Genomic DNA, 16,123 nt, shown 5'->3' on the forward strand with positions numbered 1-16,123 from the left:
AGGAGCAATACCTGAGGGGGCAAGACCAGCATGAGACTTCTCGAAGTCCAGGCATTCGGTGAAGTGAGTCGCCGCCGCCTGCTCCCCTTCCTCGGCCTCATGCCTGTTCTGTGGAGCGGGCTCTGCCACGCCCAGCCCCAGCCCAAGGTCGAGGCCTCCAGGCAACGCCGGATCGCACTCGTGATCGGCAACGGCCGATACCCCGAGATTCCGCTGAACAACCCCGAGCACGACGCCCGCCTGGTCGCGCAGACCCTGCGTTCGCTGGGCTTCGAGGTGGGCGAGTACCTCAACCTCAATGCCCGCGACTTCAAGCGCGTGCTGCGGGAGTTCGCGCGCCGCATGGACGACGACCAGGCCGCCTCGGTCTTCTACTATGCCGGCCACGGCGTCCAGATCGGCGGGCGCAACTACCTGCTGCCCGTCGACATCGCGCTGCGCGACGAGGCCGAGGTGCGCGACGAGGCCATCGACCTGCAGGAGGCGCTGCTCGCGCACGTCGACCGGGTGCGTCCACGCGCCCGCATCTTCATCATCGACGCCTGCCGCAACGACCCCTTCGCGGCGCGCGGGCGCTCGCGCAACGCCAACGGCCTGGCCGAGATGGCGGCGCCGGGTGCGCTCATTGCCTTCTCCGCAGCGCCCGGCGGGGTCGCCGAGGACGGTCCGATCGGCGGCAACAGCGTCTACACGAAGTACCTTGCCGCCGAGCTGCGCTCCGTGGGCGTCGAAGTCGAGGACATGATGAAGGCGGTGCGCGTCAAGGTGCTGCGCGACACCGCCCAGCGCCAGATCCCCTGGGTCAATACCTCGATGGTCGTGAACTTCATGTTCAACCCCGGTGCGGCGCCGGCACTGGCCGGCGCCAAGCGCAATCTGCAGCTGCTCGTGCAGGCGCAGCGCAGCCTGAACACCGATGCCCGCAACGCCTCGGCCTCGCTGGCGCTGCGGGTCTATGTGCTGCGCGATGCGAGCGGATTCGAGAAGGCGAGCTTCGACAGCCTCTACGACGACGACGAGGCCACCCTCGGCTCGAACGTGCTCGTGCGCGAGAGCCTGCACCTGCGCCCCGGCGAGGCGCGCGAGCTGGCCCTGGAGCTGAGCGGCGATGCGCGTGCCCTCGCCGTGTTCGGCGCGTTCCGGGAGATCGAGCGCTCGCAGTGGCGTGCCATCCTGCCCTTGCCCGTCGGGACGCTGGCGCGCGTGCGCGTCGACGCGCAGGCGCGCCAGCTGCAGCTGGGGTGGGCCAAGTGAAGCGGCCCGTCGCCGCCCCCGCAGCGCCGGCTTCCGGCCAGGCGGAGAGCGTCGACGAGCCGGCCGCCGCGCGGGCGCTGCGCGCCCAGGCGCTCCCCTTGATCGCCTTGATGGCCGGCTTGCGGGACGCGACGCCCGCCGACCCGGCCGCGCTGCGCCGCACGCTGGCTGCAGCCGTGAATCGCTTCGAAGCGGATGCACGTGCGGCGGGCGTCGACGAGCCCACCGTCGCCGCCGCGAGCTACGTGCTGTGTGCCTGGGGCGACGAGCAATTCGAGGCGGCGCCCTGGGGTGCGCAGGGCGCCGGACTGCTGCAGCACTTTCACGGCGAGGCCAACGGCGGCGACAAGCTGCTGCGCCTGCTGGCGCGGCTGGCCGAGAAGCCGCGCGAGCACCGCGCACTGCTCGAGCTCTTCCACACCTGCCTGAGCCTCGGGCTGCGCGCGCGCAGGGTGCTCGACAACCGCGACCACGAGAACCTGCGCTCGCGCGTGCATCTCGCGCTGCAGCAGGCGGCGCCGGCGCCGGCATTGGTGGCCCCCTGGCACTGCGCGGCGGCGGCCGCAAGCCCGCCGCGGGCGCCGCGCGTCGCCTTGCCCGCGGTCCTGCTGCTGGGCGTGCTGGCCCTGGGCATCTACAGCGCCAGCCAGCTGCAATTGGCGGCGCGGGTCGACGGCGTGCTGGCCTCCTTGCAGAAGCTCGTGCCGGCCGGCACCGCCACGGCCGTGGCCGCGGCGGGCACACCGGCGCCGCCACGGCTCGCCTCGAACCTGCGCGAGGACATCGACGCCGGCCGCCTGACGGTGCGCGACGAGGCGCTGCGCAGCGTGGTCGTCATCGGCGCCGACGCACTGGGCGACGCCGCCGCCCCTCTGAAGCGCGTCGGCGCCGCGCTGGCCAGGCAGCCGGGCAAGGTGCTCGTCGTCGGCTACACCGACGGCAGCGATCCCCCGACGGCCCGAACGCCCTCGGCCTGGCACCAGGCGATGGAATGGGCGCGCGGCACCGCCGACCTCCTGCGGCCCCAGCTCGGCGATGCGCGCCTCGCGGTCGAGGCCCGCGTCGACGCCACGGGCGGCAAGCCGCTGCGCCGGGTCGAGATCGTCCTGTTCCCGGAATGAAGGCGCCGACCCGCTTCGCGCAAGGTGCCGTGAACCTCGGCGCGGCAGGCGCCCTGCTGTGGTTCGCGGCGCCGCTCCTCGCCTTCGGCTCCTGGCATCCCTTCGACGACGTGCGCGCCCGCCTCGCCTTGCTGGTGCTGGTCGCGCTGTTGCTGCTCGGACTGCGCGGGTTGCGGCTGCTGCTGGCCCGGCGGCGCAACGAGCGCCTGCTGAAGAGCCTCGAGTCCGGCGATGCCGGCCCCGAGCTGAGCCAGCGTTTCCGCCAGGCGCTCGCGATGCTGCGGCAAGGCATCGAGGCGAAGGGCGCGCGGCGCTGGTGGCAGGGCCGGCGGCAGCTGCAGCAGCTGCCCTGGTACCTGATCATCGGTGCGCCCGGGGGCGGCAAGACCACGGCGCTGCTGCATTCGGGCCTGCGCTTTCCGCTCGCCGAAAAGCTCGGGCGCGACCCGCTCGCGGGCGCCGGCGGCACGCGCCACTGCGACTGGTGGTTCAGCCAGGACGCCGTGTTCATCGACACGGCGGGCCGCTACACCACGCAGGACAGCGACGCATCGGCCGACGCCCGGGAATGGCAGCAGTTCCTCGCGCTGCTGCGCCGGCACCGGCCGGTGCAGCCGATCAACGGCGTGCTCGTCAGCGTCAGCGTGCCCGACCTGCTGCAGGGCGGCGCGGAACTCGCGCGGCAGGCGGCCGCGGTCGCGGCGCGGCTGGACGAACTGCGCCGCGAGCTCGATCTCGCCTTTCCGGTCTATCTGCTGGTGACCAAGGCCGACCTGCTGGCCGGCTTCGTCGAAACCTTCGGCGACCTCGACGCCGCGCAGCGCGAGCAGCTCTGGGGCCTGGTGTTCGATCCCGATGCAGGCGGCATCCCGGCCGATCTTGGCCCGCGCCTGGCCGAGCTCGCGCAGCGCCTGGCGCAGCGCAGCCCCGAGCTGCTGCAGCGTGAGCACACGCCGCAGCGCCGCCTGCCGCTCTACGCCTTCACGGCCCAGTTCGAAGCCCTGCTCGCACCCCTCGAGGGCTTCGTGCGCAAGGCCTTCGCCGGCATTGCCGCCGAACCGGCGCAGCGCCTGCGGTCGATCGCGCTGACCAGCGGCACCCAGGAGGGCAATCCGATCGACCGCGTGATCGGCGAGCTCGCGCGCAGCCACGGCCTGGCGCTGAAGCCGCTGGCGCGGCCCGATGCCGGCGGCAAGTCCTTCTTTTTGAGTTCGCTGCTCAAGCAGCTGGTGATCGCCGAAGCGCCGCTTGCAGGCCAGCGGCTGCAGCGGCTGCGCACGCGCCGGCGAGCCGTCATGGCCGGCGCCGGCCTGGCCGGGGCCGCGCTGCTCGCCGCCTCCGCCCTGTGGTGGCAGAGCTACCGCCGCAACCTCGACTATGTCGACACCGTGCGCACGCGCGTCGAGCAGCTGACTCAACGCATCGGCTCGCTGGAATCGGCCAAGCTCGAGCAGGTGCTGCCGCTCTATGCGCTGCTGGAGCGCCTGGCCGCGAACGACGGCATCGATCCGAACGAGCCGCCCGCGGGCTTCGGCTTCGGGCTGTTCCAGGGGCCGCGGCTGGCGCGCTCGGCGGAGCAGGCCTACCGCGAGATGCTCGATCGCAGCCTGGCGCCGCTGCTTGTCGAGCGCCTGCGCCGCGACCTGCGCGAGGCCGAGGACAGTGCCACGCGCTACGAGGCACTGCGCGCTTCATTGATGCTCGCCAGCCCGGAGCGCCTGGTCCGCGGCGAGTTGCGGCCCTGGGCCGAGCAGACGCTGGTGCAGGCAGGCGGCGCCGGCGAACGCGCCGAATGGGCGCGCCATGTCGATGCCCTGCTGGAGCGCAGCGGGCTGCCCGAGGCGATGCGCTCCGACGATGTCGGGGTGCGCGCGGCGCGCAGCGCGCTCGCGGCGTTGCCGCTGGCGCAGCGCGTGCACGAGCGCCTCCTGCGGCGCGTGGCCGACCCCGAGCCGCCGCAGGACCTGCCCACACGCCTCGGCGCGGCCGGCCCGCTGATGTTCGCAGCGGCCGGCGCCGGGCCGATGCCGGCGCATTCCAGCGCGGCCGACTGGCGGCGCAAGCTCTCGCCGGCGCTCGAGACGATGCTCGACGAGCTCGCGAACGAGGCCGACTGGGTGCTCGGCGACAGCGGGGCCGAAGTGCGGCGCCTGAAGAACGACCGCGCCTGGCGCGATGAGATCGGCACGCAGGTCGGCAAGCGCCATGCCCAGCGCGTGATCGCCGCCTGGTCGCGCCAGCTCGATGCCCTGGCGCTGGCGCCCGGCAGCGATGCGGAGGGCGCCTCGCGCCAGGCGACGGAGCTCACCGCGCCCGATTCGCCGCTGCGCCGCCTCCTGACGCGCCTGGCCGACGAGTTCAGCGCGACGGCCCAGGGCGGCAGCACGGCCGAGGCCGCGTTCGACACCGCGCTGCGCGCCCGCTTCGGCGAGCTCGGCGACTACGCCGCAGGCGCCGGGCCGCAGGCGCTCGACCGCCTTCACGCCCTGGCCACGGCCCGGCGCGGCGCTGCCGCCAATGCCGAGCTCGACGCGACCTTGCGCGCCGAGGCGGCCCGCGCGCCGGCCGCGCTGCGCAAGGTCTACACCGGCCTTGGGACCCTGATTCGCTCGCGCGGCGGCGCCAAGCCCGGTTTCGATGCCGCGCTGGCCGAGCTCGCGCAGACCTGCGGCACCTTGACACGCGATCGCTTCCCCTTCGGCACCGCCGCGTCGCGCGACATGGCGCCCTCCGATTTCGCGCGCCTGTTCGGGCCCGGTGGCCTGTTCGACGAGTTCCGGCGCAACCAGCTGAGCGAGCGCGTCGACACCTCGGGCCGGCCGTGGAAGGCGCGCAGCGCACCCGCCGATGCGGGCATGCCGGGCGCCTTCGAGCGGGCGGCCGCGATCGGCGCCCTCTTCTTCCCCGCCGGGGCACCGATGCCCGAGCTCAAGCTGCGGCTCACGCCGCAGCGCATGGATGCCGCGCTGCTGCAGTTCAGCATCGATGTCGATGGCCAGCTGCTGCGCTTCGAGAACGGCCCGCCGCGCCCCAAGGAACTGGTCTGGCCGGGACCGGCTTCGACGCAGAAAGTGCTGATGCGCATCCTGCCGCCCGGCCCCGCCGGAGTCGGCGCCGAAGTGCATGAAGGCGCATTCGCCTGGCTGCGCGTGCTGTTGCGCGGCGACTGGAGGGGCGAGCGCGGTGCGCCCGCGCGCCTGGCCTTCGCCGTCGACTCGCGCACCCTCGAGGTCGAGGCGAGCGCAGCCGGCGCGCCCGAGGCCGACATCTGGACCCTGCGGGAGCTGGCCAGCTTCCGCTGCCCGCAAGGAACATGGTGAAGCTGCCCTCGCGTCGCGTGTCCTGGTACGGCAAGCTCCCCGCGCGCGGAGACTTCGTCGGTAAAGGCCTGCCGCCGCGCTGGCGCAGTGACTGGGACGGCTGGCTGCAACGCGGCCTGGCCCTCGCCGCCACCACGCTGGACGGCGCCGCGCTGCGCGAACGCCTTCGCGCCTTCGCGCCGTGGCGCTACCTGGCGTTGCCGGCGCCCGGCGAGATCTGGTGCGGGATCATGGTCGCTTCGCACGACCGCGTGGGGCGTGCCTTTCCGCTGACGCTGGCCGAACGCCTGGCCGTGCCGGCCTCACCGGGCGAGAGCGCTGCAAGGCTCGCATCGCTGCTGGACGCGGCAACCGAAGGACCTGAAGCGCTGGAGGCGGCGATCGCCGCTCTGCCGCCGCATTCCGCGCAGGACTTCCAGCCCGCCGAGGCCTGGCCGCCGCAGCCGGCCAGCCTGTGGTGGCCGCTGGCGGCGGCGCAGGATGTGGTGCCCCGGCTGGCGGCCTGGCCGCCGGAGCCGGCGTTGTTGCTGGAACTGCTGGGTATTCAACCGGCCGTGCACCAGACCGCGAGCGCCGAATAGTTGTCCTGGTCGCTGCGGCCGGCCTTCTGCACACCCGCTTCGAGGCGATCGAGCCAGGCCTGGGCGCCGACGCAGCCGGCCACGCTGCGCGCCATCGCCCCATCGTCGAAGGCCGACCAGAGGCCGTCGCTGCACAGCAGCAGCGCGTCGCCGGAGGCGAGCATCTGCGGGGCTTCCAGGGCCTCGAAGTCGAAGCCCTCGGGCGAGCCGAGCGCCGAAGTCAGCTGCCCCGAGGCGGCGGCGCTTGCGCTCAGGCCGGCGTCGCGCAGGCGCTCCTCGAGGCTCTGGTCGCGCGTGCGCCCGAGCAGGCGGGCGTCATGCCAGCGGTACAGGCGCGAGTCGCCGGCATGGGCCCAGAGCGCCGCGCCGCTGAACAGATCGAGCAGCAGCACCACGATGGTGGTGCGCATGTCGGCCGTCAGGGTGCCGGCCACCTGTTGCGCGACCACAGCTTCGTTGGCCCCCTGGACCAGCCACTGCAGCGCATCCAGGCTGACCTCGGGATGGAGCGCGAAGGCTTCCAGCACATGCGTCACGGCGGCACGCGAGGCTGTCTGGCCGCCGCCATGCCCGCCGGCGCCATCGCACAGCACGGCGACCAGGGAACCCGCGCCCTCCCAGTAGCCGAAGGCATCTTCGTTGCACTCGCGCTGTCCGGTCTGCGACAGCGCGGCGAGCGAGACGGTCAACGCGCGCCCCGCCATGGCGCCTCCGGCGATGGGGGGCCGGCGTCGGGGCCGGCGTTGCCGCGCGACTGGGCTTCGTAGGCGCGCAGGAATTCGCGTCCGAAGATGGTCTGGAAGTCGTCGTCCAGGTGCTCCAGCAACTGGGCGTGCTGCATGCGGTGGCGCTCCCAGAGCGCCGCGGCGCGGAGCGTGGGCACGCGCGAAATCCCGTGCGCCGGCCCCTCCCCGCTCTCGGCGGCCTCGGGGCCCAGCCGGGAGAAAAGCTCGAACACCGCCGCGCGCATGCCGGCCACCATCGCCACCTGGTGCACCAGCAGGTCGTGGTGCGCATCGTGCAAGGCCGCCACGGGGTCGAGGAAGCCGGGGCTGGCCTCGCGCTGGAGCATGCGCGTCAGCGCCTCGGTCGCATCCGGCGAGAACTTCAGCGGGTTGTTCTGGCGTGGCGTGATGTGCGTGCCCTCGGCGCGCATCTGGCGTTTCGTGACGGCGCGGCTTTGCAGCAACGCCAGCGTGCCCTCGGCCGTGGCCCGCAGCAGCGCGCCGAGGTGTTCCATCCACTCCGGGGTGAGCGGCGCGACCTGGGCGTCCAGGCCGGCGCCGCGGCTGAAAGCCGCTGCGAGCTCATGCAGTTCGGGCGGCACGTTCCCCGGGCGGCGATCGACTCTTCTAGCGGCAGCCGGCGCAACAGCCTCCGAAAGCGGCGCAGGCGATGTCGAATCGGCGAATGCATCCGATGCATTGGACGGTGTCAGCGGCGCCGCGGGCGGCGGCATCGACGCTGCACTGGGCACCATCGGCGTGCCGGTGCGCACCACATGCCGGCTGGTCTGCCACGACACCACCGCGCTGGTCGCCGCCTCCTCTGGCGAACGTGCAAGGCCGGGCAGCGGCGATTCGGCGGCGAGCGGATCGGGCGCGCCTTCCAGGTCGAACCAGCGGTCCAGCCGCGAGCGCTGCGCAGCCGTCGCCACGGGCTCGACGGCGAGCTCGAAGCCGCCGATGCGCAGGCGATCGCCCACCGACAGGGCGCGTTCTCCGCCCGGATCGAGCTGCACGCCGTTCACCCACAAGGGGGTCTTGTTGCTGATGCAACGCACCCGTGCCGCCTGCCCGGCGGCGATCACCTGCGCATGCTGGCGCGACACCAGGCGCAGCGGGTCCGTCAGCACCAGGGCGCAATCGACGGAGCGGCCGATCGTGAGGCCCTCGGGCGGCATCGGAAGCGCCGTCGCATCGGGTTCGGTGCCGCCGGGCCGGCGCGTGACACGCAGCGCGATCACGGGCCCTCCCGATTCAGCCGAGCGCACGCCACAGGTCGGCCTGCACGCGGCGAGCGTCCATGTTCGGCGTGAGCTGTTCGACCACGTAGGCAACGAACTGCTCGCGGGTCTGCGACTTCGCGGCGCAGCGCTTGGCGACGACCCGCGCAATCGGACCCATCGAGGAAAGCAGTGCGGCGGCCGCCTTGTCGACATCACCCTCGCGCATCGGCATGCCGGCCGGCGCTTCGCCCGCACCCTGCGTGGGCCGGAACTGGGTGGTCGCCGTCGGGACCATGGTGCCGGGGCCGGTGCGGGTGGACGGGGCGCCGCCCTTGGCCAGGAAGCGCTCGCGCGCCTCGAAATCGACGATCGAGCCGGCGACGGCCTGGCGCACCGCCGCCAGCGAGGTCAAGCCGCGCGCGGCGCGGCGCACCAGCACCCGCGCCACCGGGCCGACATGCTCGGCCAGCTCGCGCTCGACCCCCGCAAGCGCGGCGGTGTCCCAACCGGTGGGCACGGGCACCGAAGGCGGGCTGGTGACGGGCAGCGGCTTCGACGGGCTCAGGGGTGTGGTCGGCGGGTCGTTGATCGATGGCGCCGCCGATGTCGCGCCCGGCCTGGAAGGCGCGGAGGGATCGCGCTCCTTCGCGGCGGCCGGCTTCGCGTCGGGGCTCTTGAGCCGGGGCGCGAGCACGATGCCCGCCGGGAGCACGTCCGGCACCGTTTCCGTCGCCAGCGCCAGCAGCGCGGTCCGCATCTCCATGGCGCTTGCGTAGCGCTGCGCCGGGTCCTTGGCCAGCGCCCGGTCGAGCACCGCGTCGAAGGGCTCGAGCGCGGGATCCTTGGTGACCTCGCTCAACGGCTTGTGCGGCTCGTAGACGATCTTGTACATGATCGCGTCGTCGGTGCCGGAAAAGGGCGTCGTCCCGCTCAGCGTCTGGTAGAGCAGCACGCCTGCCGAGAACACGTCGACGCGCCGGTCGACGTCGCTGTTGGTGTACTGCTCGGGCGCGATGTAGCCGGGCGACCCGATGACGGAAGTTCCGCGGGTCAGGTTCGACGATTCGGTGCGCGCAATGCCGAAGTCGGTGATCTTGAGGCGCCCGTCGTCGGCGATGAGCAGGTTCGCCGGCTTGATGTCGCGATGCACGATGCCGCGCTCGTGGGCGTAGTGCAGGCCGTCGAGCAGCTGCCCCATCAGGCACAGCACCTGCGACACCTCGAGCTTGCGCGGTGCGTGGATGTAGTCGCGCAGGTTCCGCCCGGCGACGTACTCCATCACGATGTAGGCGCAGTCGTTGTCCTCGCCGAACTGGTAGACCGAGACGATGTTGCGGTGGGTCAAGCGCCCTGCGGCCTTGGCTTCGACCCGAAAGCGCGCCGCCACGCTCGGGTCGTCCTCGCTCGATTCGATCAGGCGGCGGTGGATCGTCTTGATGGCCACCAGCCGGTCGATGGCCGGATCGTGCGCCAGGTACACCATGCCCATCGCGCCCGAGCCGACCACGCCGCGGATCGGGTATGGACCGACATATTGGGGGATGGTGGCGGACATACGTGGGGGAGGACCTCAGGTCTCCAGCATTTTGATGGCCTGGTCGAGGCTGTGGCGCATGCGCGCGAACGATTGGGCCAGCGTCCCGATCTCGTCATGCCCATGCGTCTTGAATTCCGGGACGTCGGGCTCGCCCAGGCTGACGCGGTTGGCCAGCTTCGACAGCGCCGTCACCGGCCGGATGACCAGCAGGTAGAGCAGCACGTTCAGCACGATGCCGATTGCCACGAAGATGCCGATGAGCGACGCCATGAAGACCTTGAACACCTGCTCGGCCCGCGCCAGCGGCACCGCCATGGGGACCGACACCACCTGCGCGCCGATCACCTCGTTCAGCTGCCAGCCGAAGCCGTTGGCCGGGCCGTACTTGTCGATCAGCGTGCGCGGCGCCGCCTCGACGGTGCTGTGGCATGCCAGGCAAGCGGCGTTGGTGATGCGCAGCGGGCGCGCGATGTAGAGGGAGCGGCCGGTGCCCGACTCGCGCTCGCCGACGAACTCCTTCTTGTCGGCCTGGGTGCGGAAGCGATTCACGATATCGGCTTCCCAGTCGACCGCCCGATCGCGCGGATTGGTCGGGTTCAGGGTCGCTTCCTTGTAGCTGTAGTCGGGGAAGTTCTTGGCCAGCGTCGCCAGCACTTCGGTGGCGGAATAGGCCGGAATGGTCTGGGGCAGGAAGGTGTACTTCATCTGCGTTTCGAGCAGCGGACGGATCTGGTCGTTGGTGTAGGTGCGCACCGCCAGCGCCTTTTCCATCGTCAGGCGCGCGTGGTTGAGCACTTCCTCCTTGGCGTTGCTTTGCAGCAGGTCATAGGACACCTTGCCGGCGCCGAGCACACCCGCGACGAAGACAACCAGGAAGATCAGATTGAACTTGAAAAGAAGGCGCATGAGGTACTCCAGTCCTGCTGTCTGTCGTCGCTTGAGTTGCGGCAAGACTCGCGACGGTTCACTATGGTTTACCCGAGCCCGCGCTGGTGCCCTGGGCGGCAGCGGCGGCCGCCGCGGCGGCGGCCCGGCGCGCGGCCTCCCGGGCGCGCCGGCGCTCGGCCTCCTCGGCCATGCGGCGCGCATAACCCTCGGGGTCCGCATAGGGTTCCCATTCGGGGTGCCGCGCCAGTTCGGCCTTGGCCGCCGCGCGGAAGGTTAGGTCGGCGGTTGCGCGCGCCTTCCACAGCGGCAGCAGCGGCAGACGCAGCCCCGGCTCGGTGCGCAGCCAGGCGGCCACGTCGTTGTAGGTGATCTCGCCGAGCGCCTTGGGCGAGACGGGGCGCCTGGCGAACTGCTCGCCGCGCGCGGGCAGCCGGTCGCGGAACTGGCGCGGCACCTTGGCCAGGAACTCGGGCGCGGCACGCCGTGCGACCGTCGGCGTAGCGCCCTCGCGCCGCTGTGCGAAGTCGCCGCTGGCCAGCTGCGAGACCGTCTGGCCGCCTTCGCGCAGCGTCAGCTTGGCGGTGCCGCTTTCGACGAACACCTCGTACGCCGTGCCTGTCGTGTAGACCACGGTGCTGGCGGCCTGCGTCGCGAGCTCGAAGGCGGGGCTGGCATAGGCGAAGGCGCCGCCGGTGCTGGTCTTGAGCCAGCCCTGGAGCAGGTAAAGCGGCGGCGCCGTGAGCCCCTTGCCGACGCGGGGCCGCAGCATCAGCCTGGTCGATTCGCCGATACCGACGAGAACGTCCCCGGGGAGCTCGATCTGGACGAAGGCACCGGGTGCCGTCTCGATGATGTCCTGCTCTTTCAAGGCCACGCCCTCGGCGAGCGTGTGGCGCGTGGTCTGGCGAATCAGCGTGGCACTGCCCTCGACGATGCCGACGATGCTGGCAGCCTGCGCCCAGGCCGGCGACGACGCGAACAGGCTCGCGACGCACAACAGGAAAGACCCGAACGATTTCTTGGTGAGCCGCAAGACGTTCCTCCGCTGGCCATTGGCCACCATTGAATCTGGTGATTCTGGTTGTCAGCCAATGTGACAGCACATGTTAGCGAAGTCCCCACTCGGCGTGTTCGTCGTTTTCCCGGCTGACGTCCTCACATTGGGGGGGGAGACGCCGTCCGTTGCGGGACTGCCCAAGCCGCTTGCCATCGCGTCCGCCGGCTCCGAGAATTCCTTTTTGCACGTCAGAGGACTCTCTTGAACCTCGACCCTGTCCCTCCCGTTGCGCTGGTGGTGGACGACGAGCCGGTGGCCCGCCTGATGGTGAAGGTGGCGCTGCAAGGCCTCGGCTGCGCGCCGGTCCTGGAGGCCTCCGACGGGATCGCGGCGCAGGAGGTCCTGCGCGAGCACCCGGAGGTCGCCCTGGTGCTGACCGACATCATGATGCCGCGCATGGACGGCCTGGAGCTGCTGCGCTGGGGACGCGAGGCCGTGCCGGACGCCATGTGGATCGTCCTTTCCGGGCTGGAGACCTTCGACTCGGCGGTGGCCGCGATCCGGCTGGGGGCCTTCGACTTCCTGCCCAAGTCGCCGCGCTCGGAAGAAATGGCGGTCGCGGTGCGCAATGCGCTCGAGCGGCGGCAGCTGCTGGCCGAACGCGAGCGGCTGCACCGGGAGTTGCAGCGCAAGGTCCGCGAGCTCGAAGAGACCTCCGAAGTGCTGCGCCGCGACCTCGAGCGGGCGGAGGTGATCCAGCGCGCCTTGCTGCCGCGCAGCCCGCCCCCCATGGAAGGCTATTGCATCCAGGCGGTCTACCGCCCAGGGCAGCATGTGGGCGGCGACCTGTACGACGTGATCCGGCTGGGCGAGCAGCACCTCGCCTTCTACCTGGCCGACGCCACCGGCCACGGCGTGACCTCGGCAATGCTCTCGGTGCTGTTCAAGCAGCGGCTGGTCCTGGTGGACCCGGCGACGGGCCTCCCACTGCCGCCGGCAGAGGTCCTGGCCGCGGTGAACCGCTCGATCTGCGAGACGCACGCCGCGCCCGGGCTGTTCCTCACGGCCGTCTTCGGCCTGCTGGACACCTCGGACGCGAGCCTCACGCTGGCCTCCGCGGGCCATCCGCCCGTGCTGCACGCGCGCGAGGGCCGGGACACGCGCCTGCTCCGCCGCACCGGGCCCGCGCTTGGGCTGGCGCCGGATGCGCACTTCGGGCAGGAGCGCCTCCAGCTCCTGGCGGGCGACCGCATCCTCCTCTACACCGACGGGCTGCTGCCCTCCGGCTCGGAGCACGAGCTGGAGCTGCTGCAGCAGGTGCTCGCCAAGCCGCTCTCCAGTGCGCAGGAGGCGATGACGCTGCTTCACGGCGATGCGCCGGCGGGCGCGGACCGGGACGACGTGACCATCCTGCTCATCGACGCGCACGCGGGCGCCTCCTGGTTCGACAACGGCGCCGCGCTCCCCGGGGCGGCCGCATCCGGCGCGCCGCGGCCCGAGAGTGAAGCGGTGTTCTATGGCGAAAGCGTCGCTGCCGCCTACCTGGCGCTGCGCGGCCGGGCCAACTGGATGCACTGCGATGCCTTCCACGAAACGGCCCTGGCGGTGCTGAACGGCGGGCGCCCCCTGGTGCTGGAGCTATCCGGCTGCGAGTACATGGACAGCACCTGCCTCGGCACGGTGCACGAGCTGGTCGCCCGCGGCGGCGTGGTGCTCGCCGGGGTGACGCCGGCCGTGCGCGCCCTGTTCGAGGAACTGAGCATGGAGCAGGTGCTGGCCGCGATCCGCGAGGACGTCCCGGCCGCGCCCGAGCTCTACGCGCTGGGCGCGGGGGGCGAGCAGGCCGTGGTGCAGAAGCGCATCCTCAAGGCGCACGAGGCCCTCTCCGCGCTGAGCGAACGCAACCGCGAGGAGTTCAAGGACGTCGTCGAGTCGCTCCGCGGCGAGCAGGACGGGCCGAGATGAGCCCGACCACGGCCATCCGCGTGCTGCATCTCGAAGACGACGCGGCCGATGCGCAGCGCATCGGGGCCGGGCTGCAGGCCGAGGACCTGGCCTGCGACATCACGTGGGTGCAAACCCGGGAGGACTTCATCGCGGCCTTGCAGCGGCAAGCCTTCGACCTGGTGCTGTGCGACTACGAAGTCGGCGGCATGGCGCTGGTGCGGCAGGTGTTGCAGCAGCATCCGGGCATTCTCCTGATCGTGGTTTCCGCCGAGATGCTGTCCGAGGAAGAGGGGGTGGAGTGCATGGAGGCCGGCGCCACGGACTACGTCATCAAGCTGCGCCTGCGCCGGCTGGGTTACTCGGTGCGGCGAGCGATCGCGGAACGGCAGCACATGGCGGCCCTGCGCCAGGTGGAAGACGACTTGCGCGCCCTGAACGCCGACCTGGAGGCGCGCGTTCACCTGCGCACCGCCGAACTGGAAACCGTCAATGCGTTCCTGAACTCGGTGATCCATCACATTCCCTACCAGGTCATCGTCAAGGACGCCAAGGACCTGAAGGTCGTCCGCGTCAACCGCGCCATGGAGACGCTGACGGGGCGCAGCCAGCAGGAGTTGCTGGGGAAGACGGCCTACGAATTCGTCAATTCCAAAGAGGAGGCCGACTTCTTCACGGCCAAGGACAGGGAAGCGCTGGCATTGGGCCGTGAAGTGGACATCCCCGCGGAGGAGCTGCATACCCGCGATGGCAGCGTGCACGTCCTCCACGCCAAGAAGATCCCGATCCTCGACGAGGCCGGCCAGCCGCGCTACGTGCTGACCATGTCGGAAGACATCACCGAAAGAAGGAAGAAGGAGCGCGAGATCGAGCGTCTGAACGTGACTCTGGCGCAGCGCAGCGAGGAGGTGGAAGCCGCCAACCGCGCCAAGAGCACCTTCCTGGCCACCATGAGCCACGAGATCCGCACGCCCATGAACGGCATGCTGGGCATGCTGGAGCTCCTGAGCCTGACCGAGCTGGACGCCGAGCAGCGCGAGACGCTCGGGCTGGTGCGGGAATCGAGCCGCTCACTGCTGCGCATCATCGACGACATCCTCGACTTCTCGAAGATCGAGGCCGGCAAGCTGGAGGTGCGCCCCGAGGTCGTGTCGATCAAGCGCCTGATCGAGGAGGTGCAGAGCATCTACCTGGGCAATGCCAGCAGCAAGGGCCTGATCGTGCGGCGGATGGTCGACCCGCGCGTCAGTCCGGCGCTGCGGGTCGATCCGGTGCGCCTGCGCCAGATCCTCAACAACTTCGTCAGCAACGCGATCAAGTTCACCTCCGAGGGCTGGATCGATATCAACGTGCAGTGGCTGGGGCGCGCGGATGGACAGGAAAGCCTGCGCTTCGAGGTGAAGGACACCGGCATCGGCATCTCGCCCGAGGACCAGCAGCGCCTGTTCCAGCCCTTCAGCCAGGCGGAGGGCGACGAGGCGCGGCGGCGTCCGAGCGGCACCGGCCTGGGGCTGGTCATCTCCCGGCAGCTGGCGCAGATGATGGGCGGCTCGATCAACCTCGAGAGCGCGCCGGGGAAGGGCTCGACGATCAGCCTGGAACTGTCGCTGCCCGTCGCCGAGCCCCTGCCCGGCAGCGGCGCCGACGGCGCGCGCGCGCTCCCGGCGGGCTCGGCGATGCGCCGCATGGCGCCCGGCACCGCGCAGGCCGAGACGGAAGGAACGCTGGTGCTGCTGGTGGACGACCATCCCGTCAACCGGATGCTGCTGCTGCGCCAGGTGCGAACGCTGGGCTATGCCGCCCAGACCGCGGACGACGGCGTGCAGGCCCTGCAGATGTGGAAGTCGGGCCGCTTCGGGTTGGTCATCACCGACTGCCACATGCCCCACATGGACGGCTACGAACTGGCACGCAGCATCCGCCGGGTGGAGTCCGATGAGGGCCGCCCGCGTGTGCCGATCGTCGCCTGCACCGCCAATGCGCTGCAGGGGGAGGCCGAGGCCTGCATGGCCGCCGGCATGGACGCCTTCCTGGTCAAGCCGGTGGAGCTGGCGCAACTGATCGACAAGCTCGATCGATGGCTCCCGCTGCCTCAGGCCACGTTGCCGCTCGCCGCGCCCGCCGGATCGAGCCCAGCGGCCGCCTCTTCCGCCGGCCCGATCGACCAGGCGCTCCTCACGGCCACCTGCGGCGGCGACGCGTCGATGGTGGGCGAGGTCCTCGCAGCCTTCAGGCGGACCTGCGAGGACGACTCGGGCGGACTGCGGCAGGCGGTCGCCACCGATGACGTTGCCCAGGTCACACAGTTCGCCCACCGCATGGCGGGCGCCAGCAAGATGGTGGGCGCGCTCGCATTCGCGGCCGCCTGCGAGAACATCGAGCGCGCCAGCCGCAACGGCGACTGGAAGGCGGTGCTCGCCGGCATGTCGGCGTTCGAGCAGGAACGCATGCGCCTGGCTGGCTATTTCGAGGGGCGCAAGCAAACGACTTGAGGCATAGGCCACCCCTAAGGCCAAGCCATGAGAGATGGCGA

The 16,123-nt window shown here is 71.4% G+C and carries 11 protein-coding genes; 6 read left to right on the forward strand and 5 right to left on the reverse strand.

What is annotated here, in order from left to right; genetic code table 11:
- The first annotated feature begins 30 nt into the window (after positions 1–30).
- The 4 genes from tssJ to tagF are packed head-to-tail and all read left to right on the forward strand — an operon-like array spanning position 31 to position 6,276.
- Entirely contained in the window at positions 31–1,254 is a 1,224-nt protein-coding gene (tssJ, locus tag GXN78_RS35035) for a type VI secretion system lipoprotein TssJ (RefSeq protein WP_106555537.1), read from the forward strand.
- Positions 1,251–2,375, forward strand: a complete 1,125-nt coding sequence (gene icmH / locus GXN78_RS35040) for a type IVB secretion system protein IcmH/DotU (protein ID WP_146162991.1) — start codon at positions 1,251–1,253, stop codon at positions 2,373–2,375. The genes tssJ and icmH overlap by 4 nt, the downstream gene beginning before the upstream one ends.
- Complete coding sequence (gene tssM / locus GXN78_RS35045) at positions 2,372–5,695, forward strand: type VI secretion system membrane subunit TssM (RefSeq protein WP_164256217.1); 3,324 nt, start codon at positions 2,372–2,374, stop codon at positions 5,693–5,695. The genes icmH and tssM overlap by 4 nt, the downstream gene beginning before the upstream one ends.
- Positions 5,689–6,276 (forward strand): type VI secretion system-associated protein TagF, encoded by a 588-nt coding sequence (tagF, locus tag GXN78_RS35050; RefSeq protein WP_106555534.1) that lies wholly within the window; start codon positions 5,689–5,691, stop codon positions 6,274–6,276. The genes tssM and tagF overlap by 7 nt, the downstream gene beginning before the upstream one ends.
- On the opposite strand, the gene GXN78_RS35055 is transcribed toward tagF, so the two are convergent.
- The 5 genes from GXN78_RS35055 to GXN78_RS35075 form a co-directional block, all read right to left on the reverse strand.
- On the reverse strand, positions 6,240–6,980 hold the full coding sequence (locus tag GXN78_RS35055; protein WP_106555533.1) for a protein phosphatase 2C domain-containing protein: 741 nt from the start codon (positions 6,978–6,980) through the stop codon (positions 6,240–6,242). The genes tagF and GXN78_RS35055 overlap by 37 nt on opposite strands.
- Positions 6,962–8,242: a type VI secretion system-associated FHA domain protein TagH gene (gene tagH, locus GXN78_RS35060; protein WP_164256220.1), complete on the reverse strand. Its 1,281-nt coding sequence runs from the start codon at positions 8,240–8,242 to the stop codon at positions 6,962–6,964. Before tagH ends, GXN78_RS35055 begins: the two co-directional genes overlap by 19 nt.
- Before the next feature lie 13 nt (positions 8,243–8,255).
- A complete protein-coding gene (locus GXN78_RS35065) occupies positions 8,256–9,779 on the reverse strand; it encodes a serine/threonine-protein kinase (protein ID WP_106555531.1) in 1,524 nt (507 codons plus the stop codon).
- Positions 9,780–9,794: 15 nt separating this feature from the next.
- Positions 9,795–10,667 (reverse strand): DUF3365 domain-containing protein, encoded by an 873-nt coding sequence (locus GXN78_RS35070; RefSeq protein ID WP_106555530.1) that lies wholly within the window; start codon positions 10,665–10,667, stop codon positions 9,795–9,797.
- A 61-nt stretch (positions 10,668–10,728) separates the two neighbouring features.
- Positions 10,729–11,682, reverse strand: coding sequence for a hypothetical protein (locus GXN78_RS35075; RefSeq protein ID WP_106555529.1), 954 nt, complete (start codon positions 11,680–11,682; stop codon positions 10,729–10,731).
- 225 nt (positions 11,683–11,907) lie between these two features.
- Here GXN78_RS35075 and GXN78_RS35080 point away from each other — a divergent pair, with 225 nt between their 5' ends.
- Positions 11,908–13,611 carry a SpoIIE family protein phosphatase gene (locus GXN78_RS35080; RefSeq protein ID WP_106555528.1) on the forward strand — a complete coding sequence of 568 codons (1,704 nt, stop codon included), beginning with the start codon at positions 11,908–11,910 and terminating at the stop codon, positions 13,609–13,611.
- Positions 13,608–16,082, forward strand: a complete 2,475-nt coding sequence (locus GXN78_RS35085; protein WP_106555527.1) for a response regulator — start codon at positions 13,608–13,610, stop codon at positions 16,080–16,082. Before GXN78_RS35080 ends, GXN78_RS35085 begins: the two co-directional genes overlap by 4 nt.
- Positions 16,083–16,123 lie beyond the last annotated feature (41 nt).

It is taken from the genome of Variovorax sp. WS11 (genome assembly GCF_010499245.1).
Classification (GTDB): domain Bacteria; phylum Pseudomonadota; class Gammaproteobacteria; order Burkholderiales; family Burkholderiaceae_C; genus Variovorax.

Excerpts from the sequence above, each read along its gene's own strand:
- tssJ (WP_106555537.1), top strand. The coding sequence starts at position 31 with ATGAGACTTCTCGAAGTCCAGGCATTCGGTGAAGTGAGTCGCCGCCGC.
- tssM (WP_164256217.1), top strand. The coding sequence starts at position 2,372 with ATGAAGGCGCCGACCCGCTTCGCGCAAGGTGCCGTGAACCTCGGCGCG.
- tagF (WP_106555534.1), top strand. The coding sequence starts at position 5,689 with ATGGTGAAGCTGCCCTCGCGTCGCGTGTCCTGGTACGGCAAGCTCCCC.
- GXN78_RS35055 (WP_106555533.1), bottom strand. The coding sequence starts at position 6,980 with ATGGCGGGGCGCGCGTTGACCGTCTCGCTCGCCGCGCTGTCGCAGACC.
- GXN78_RS35065 (WP_106555531.1), bottom strand. The coding sequence starts at position 9,779 with ATGTCCGCCACCATCCCCCAATATGTCGGTCCATACCCGATCCGCGGC.
- GXN78_RS35070 (WP_106555530.1), bottom strand. The coding sequence starts at position 10,667 with ATGCGCCTTCTTTTCAAGTTCAATCTGATCTTCCTGGTTGTCTTCGTC.
- GXN78_RS35085 (WP_106555527.1), top strand. The coding sequence starts at position 13,608 with ATGAGCCCGACCACGGCCATCCGCGTGCTGCATCTCGAAGACGACGCG.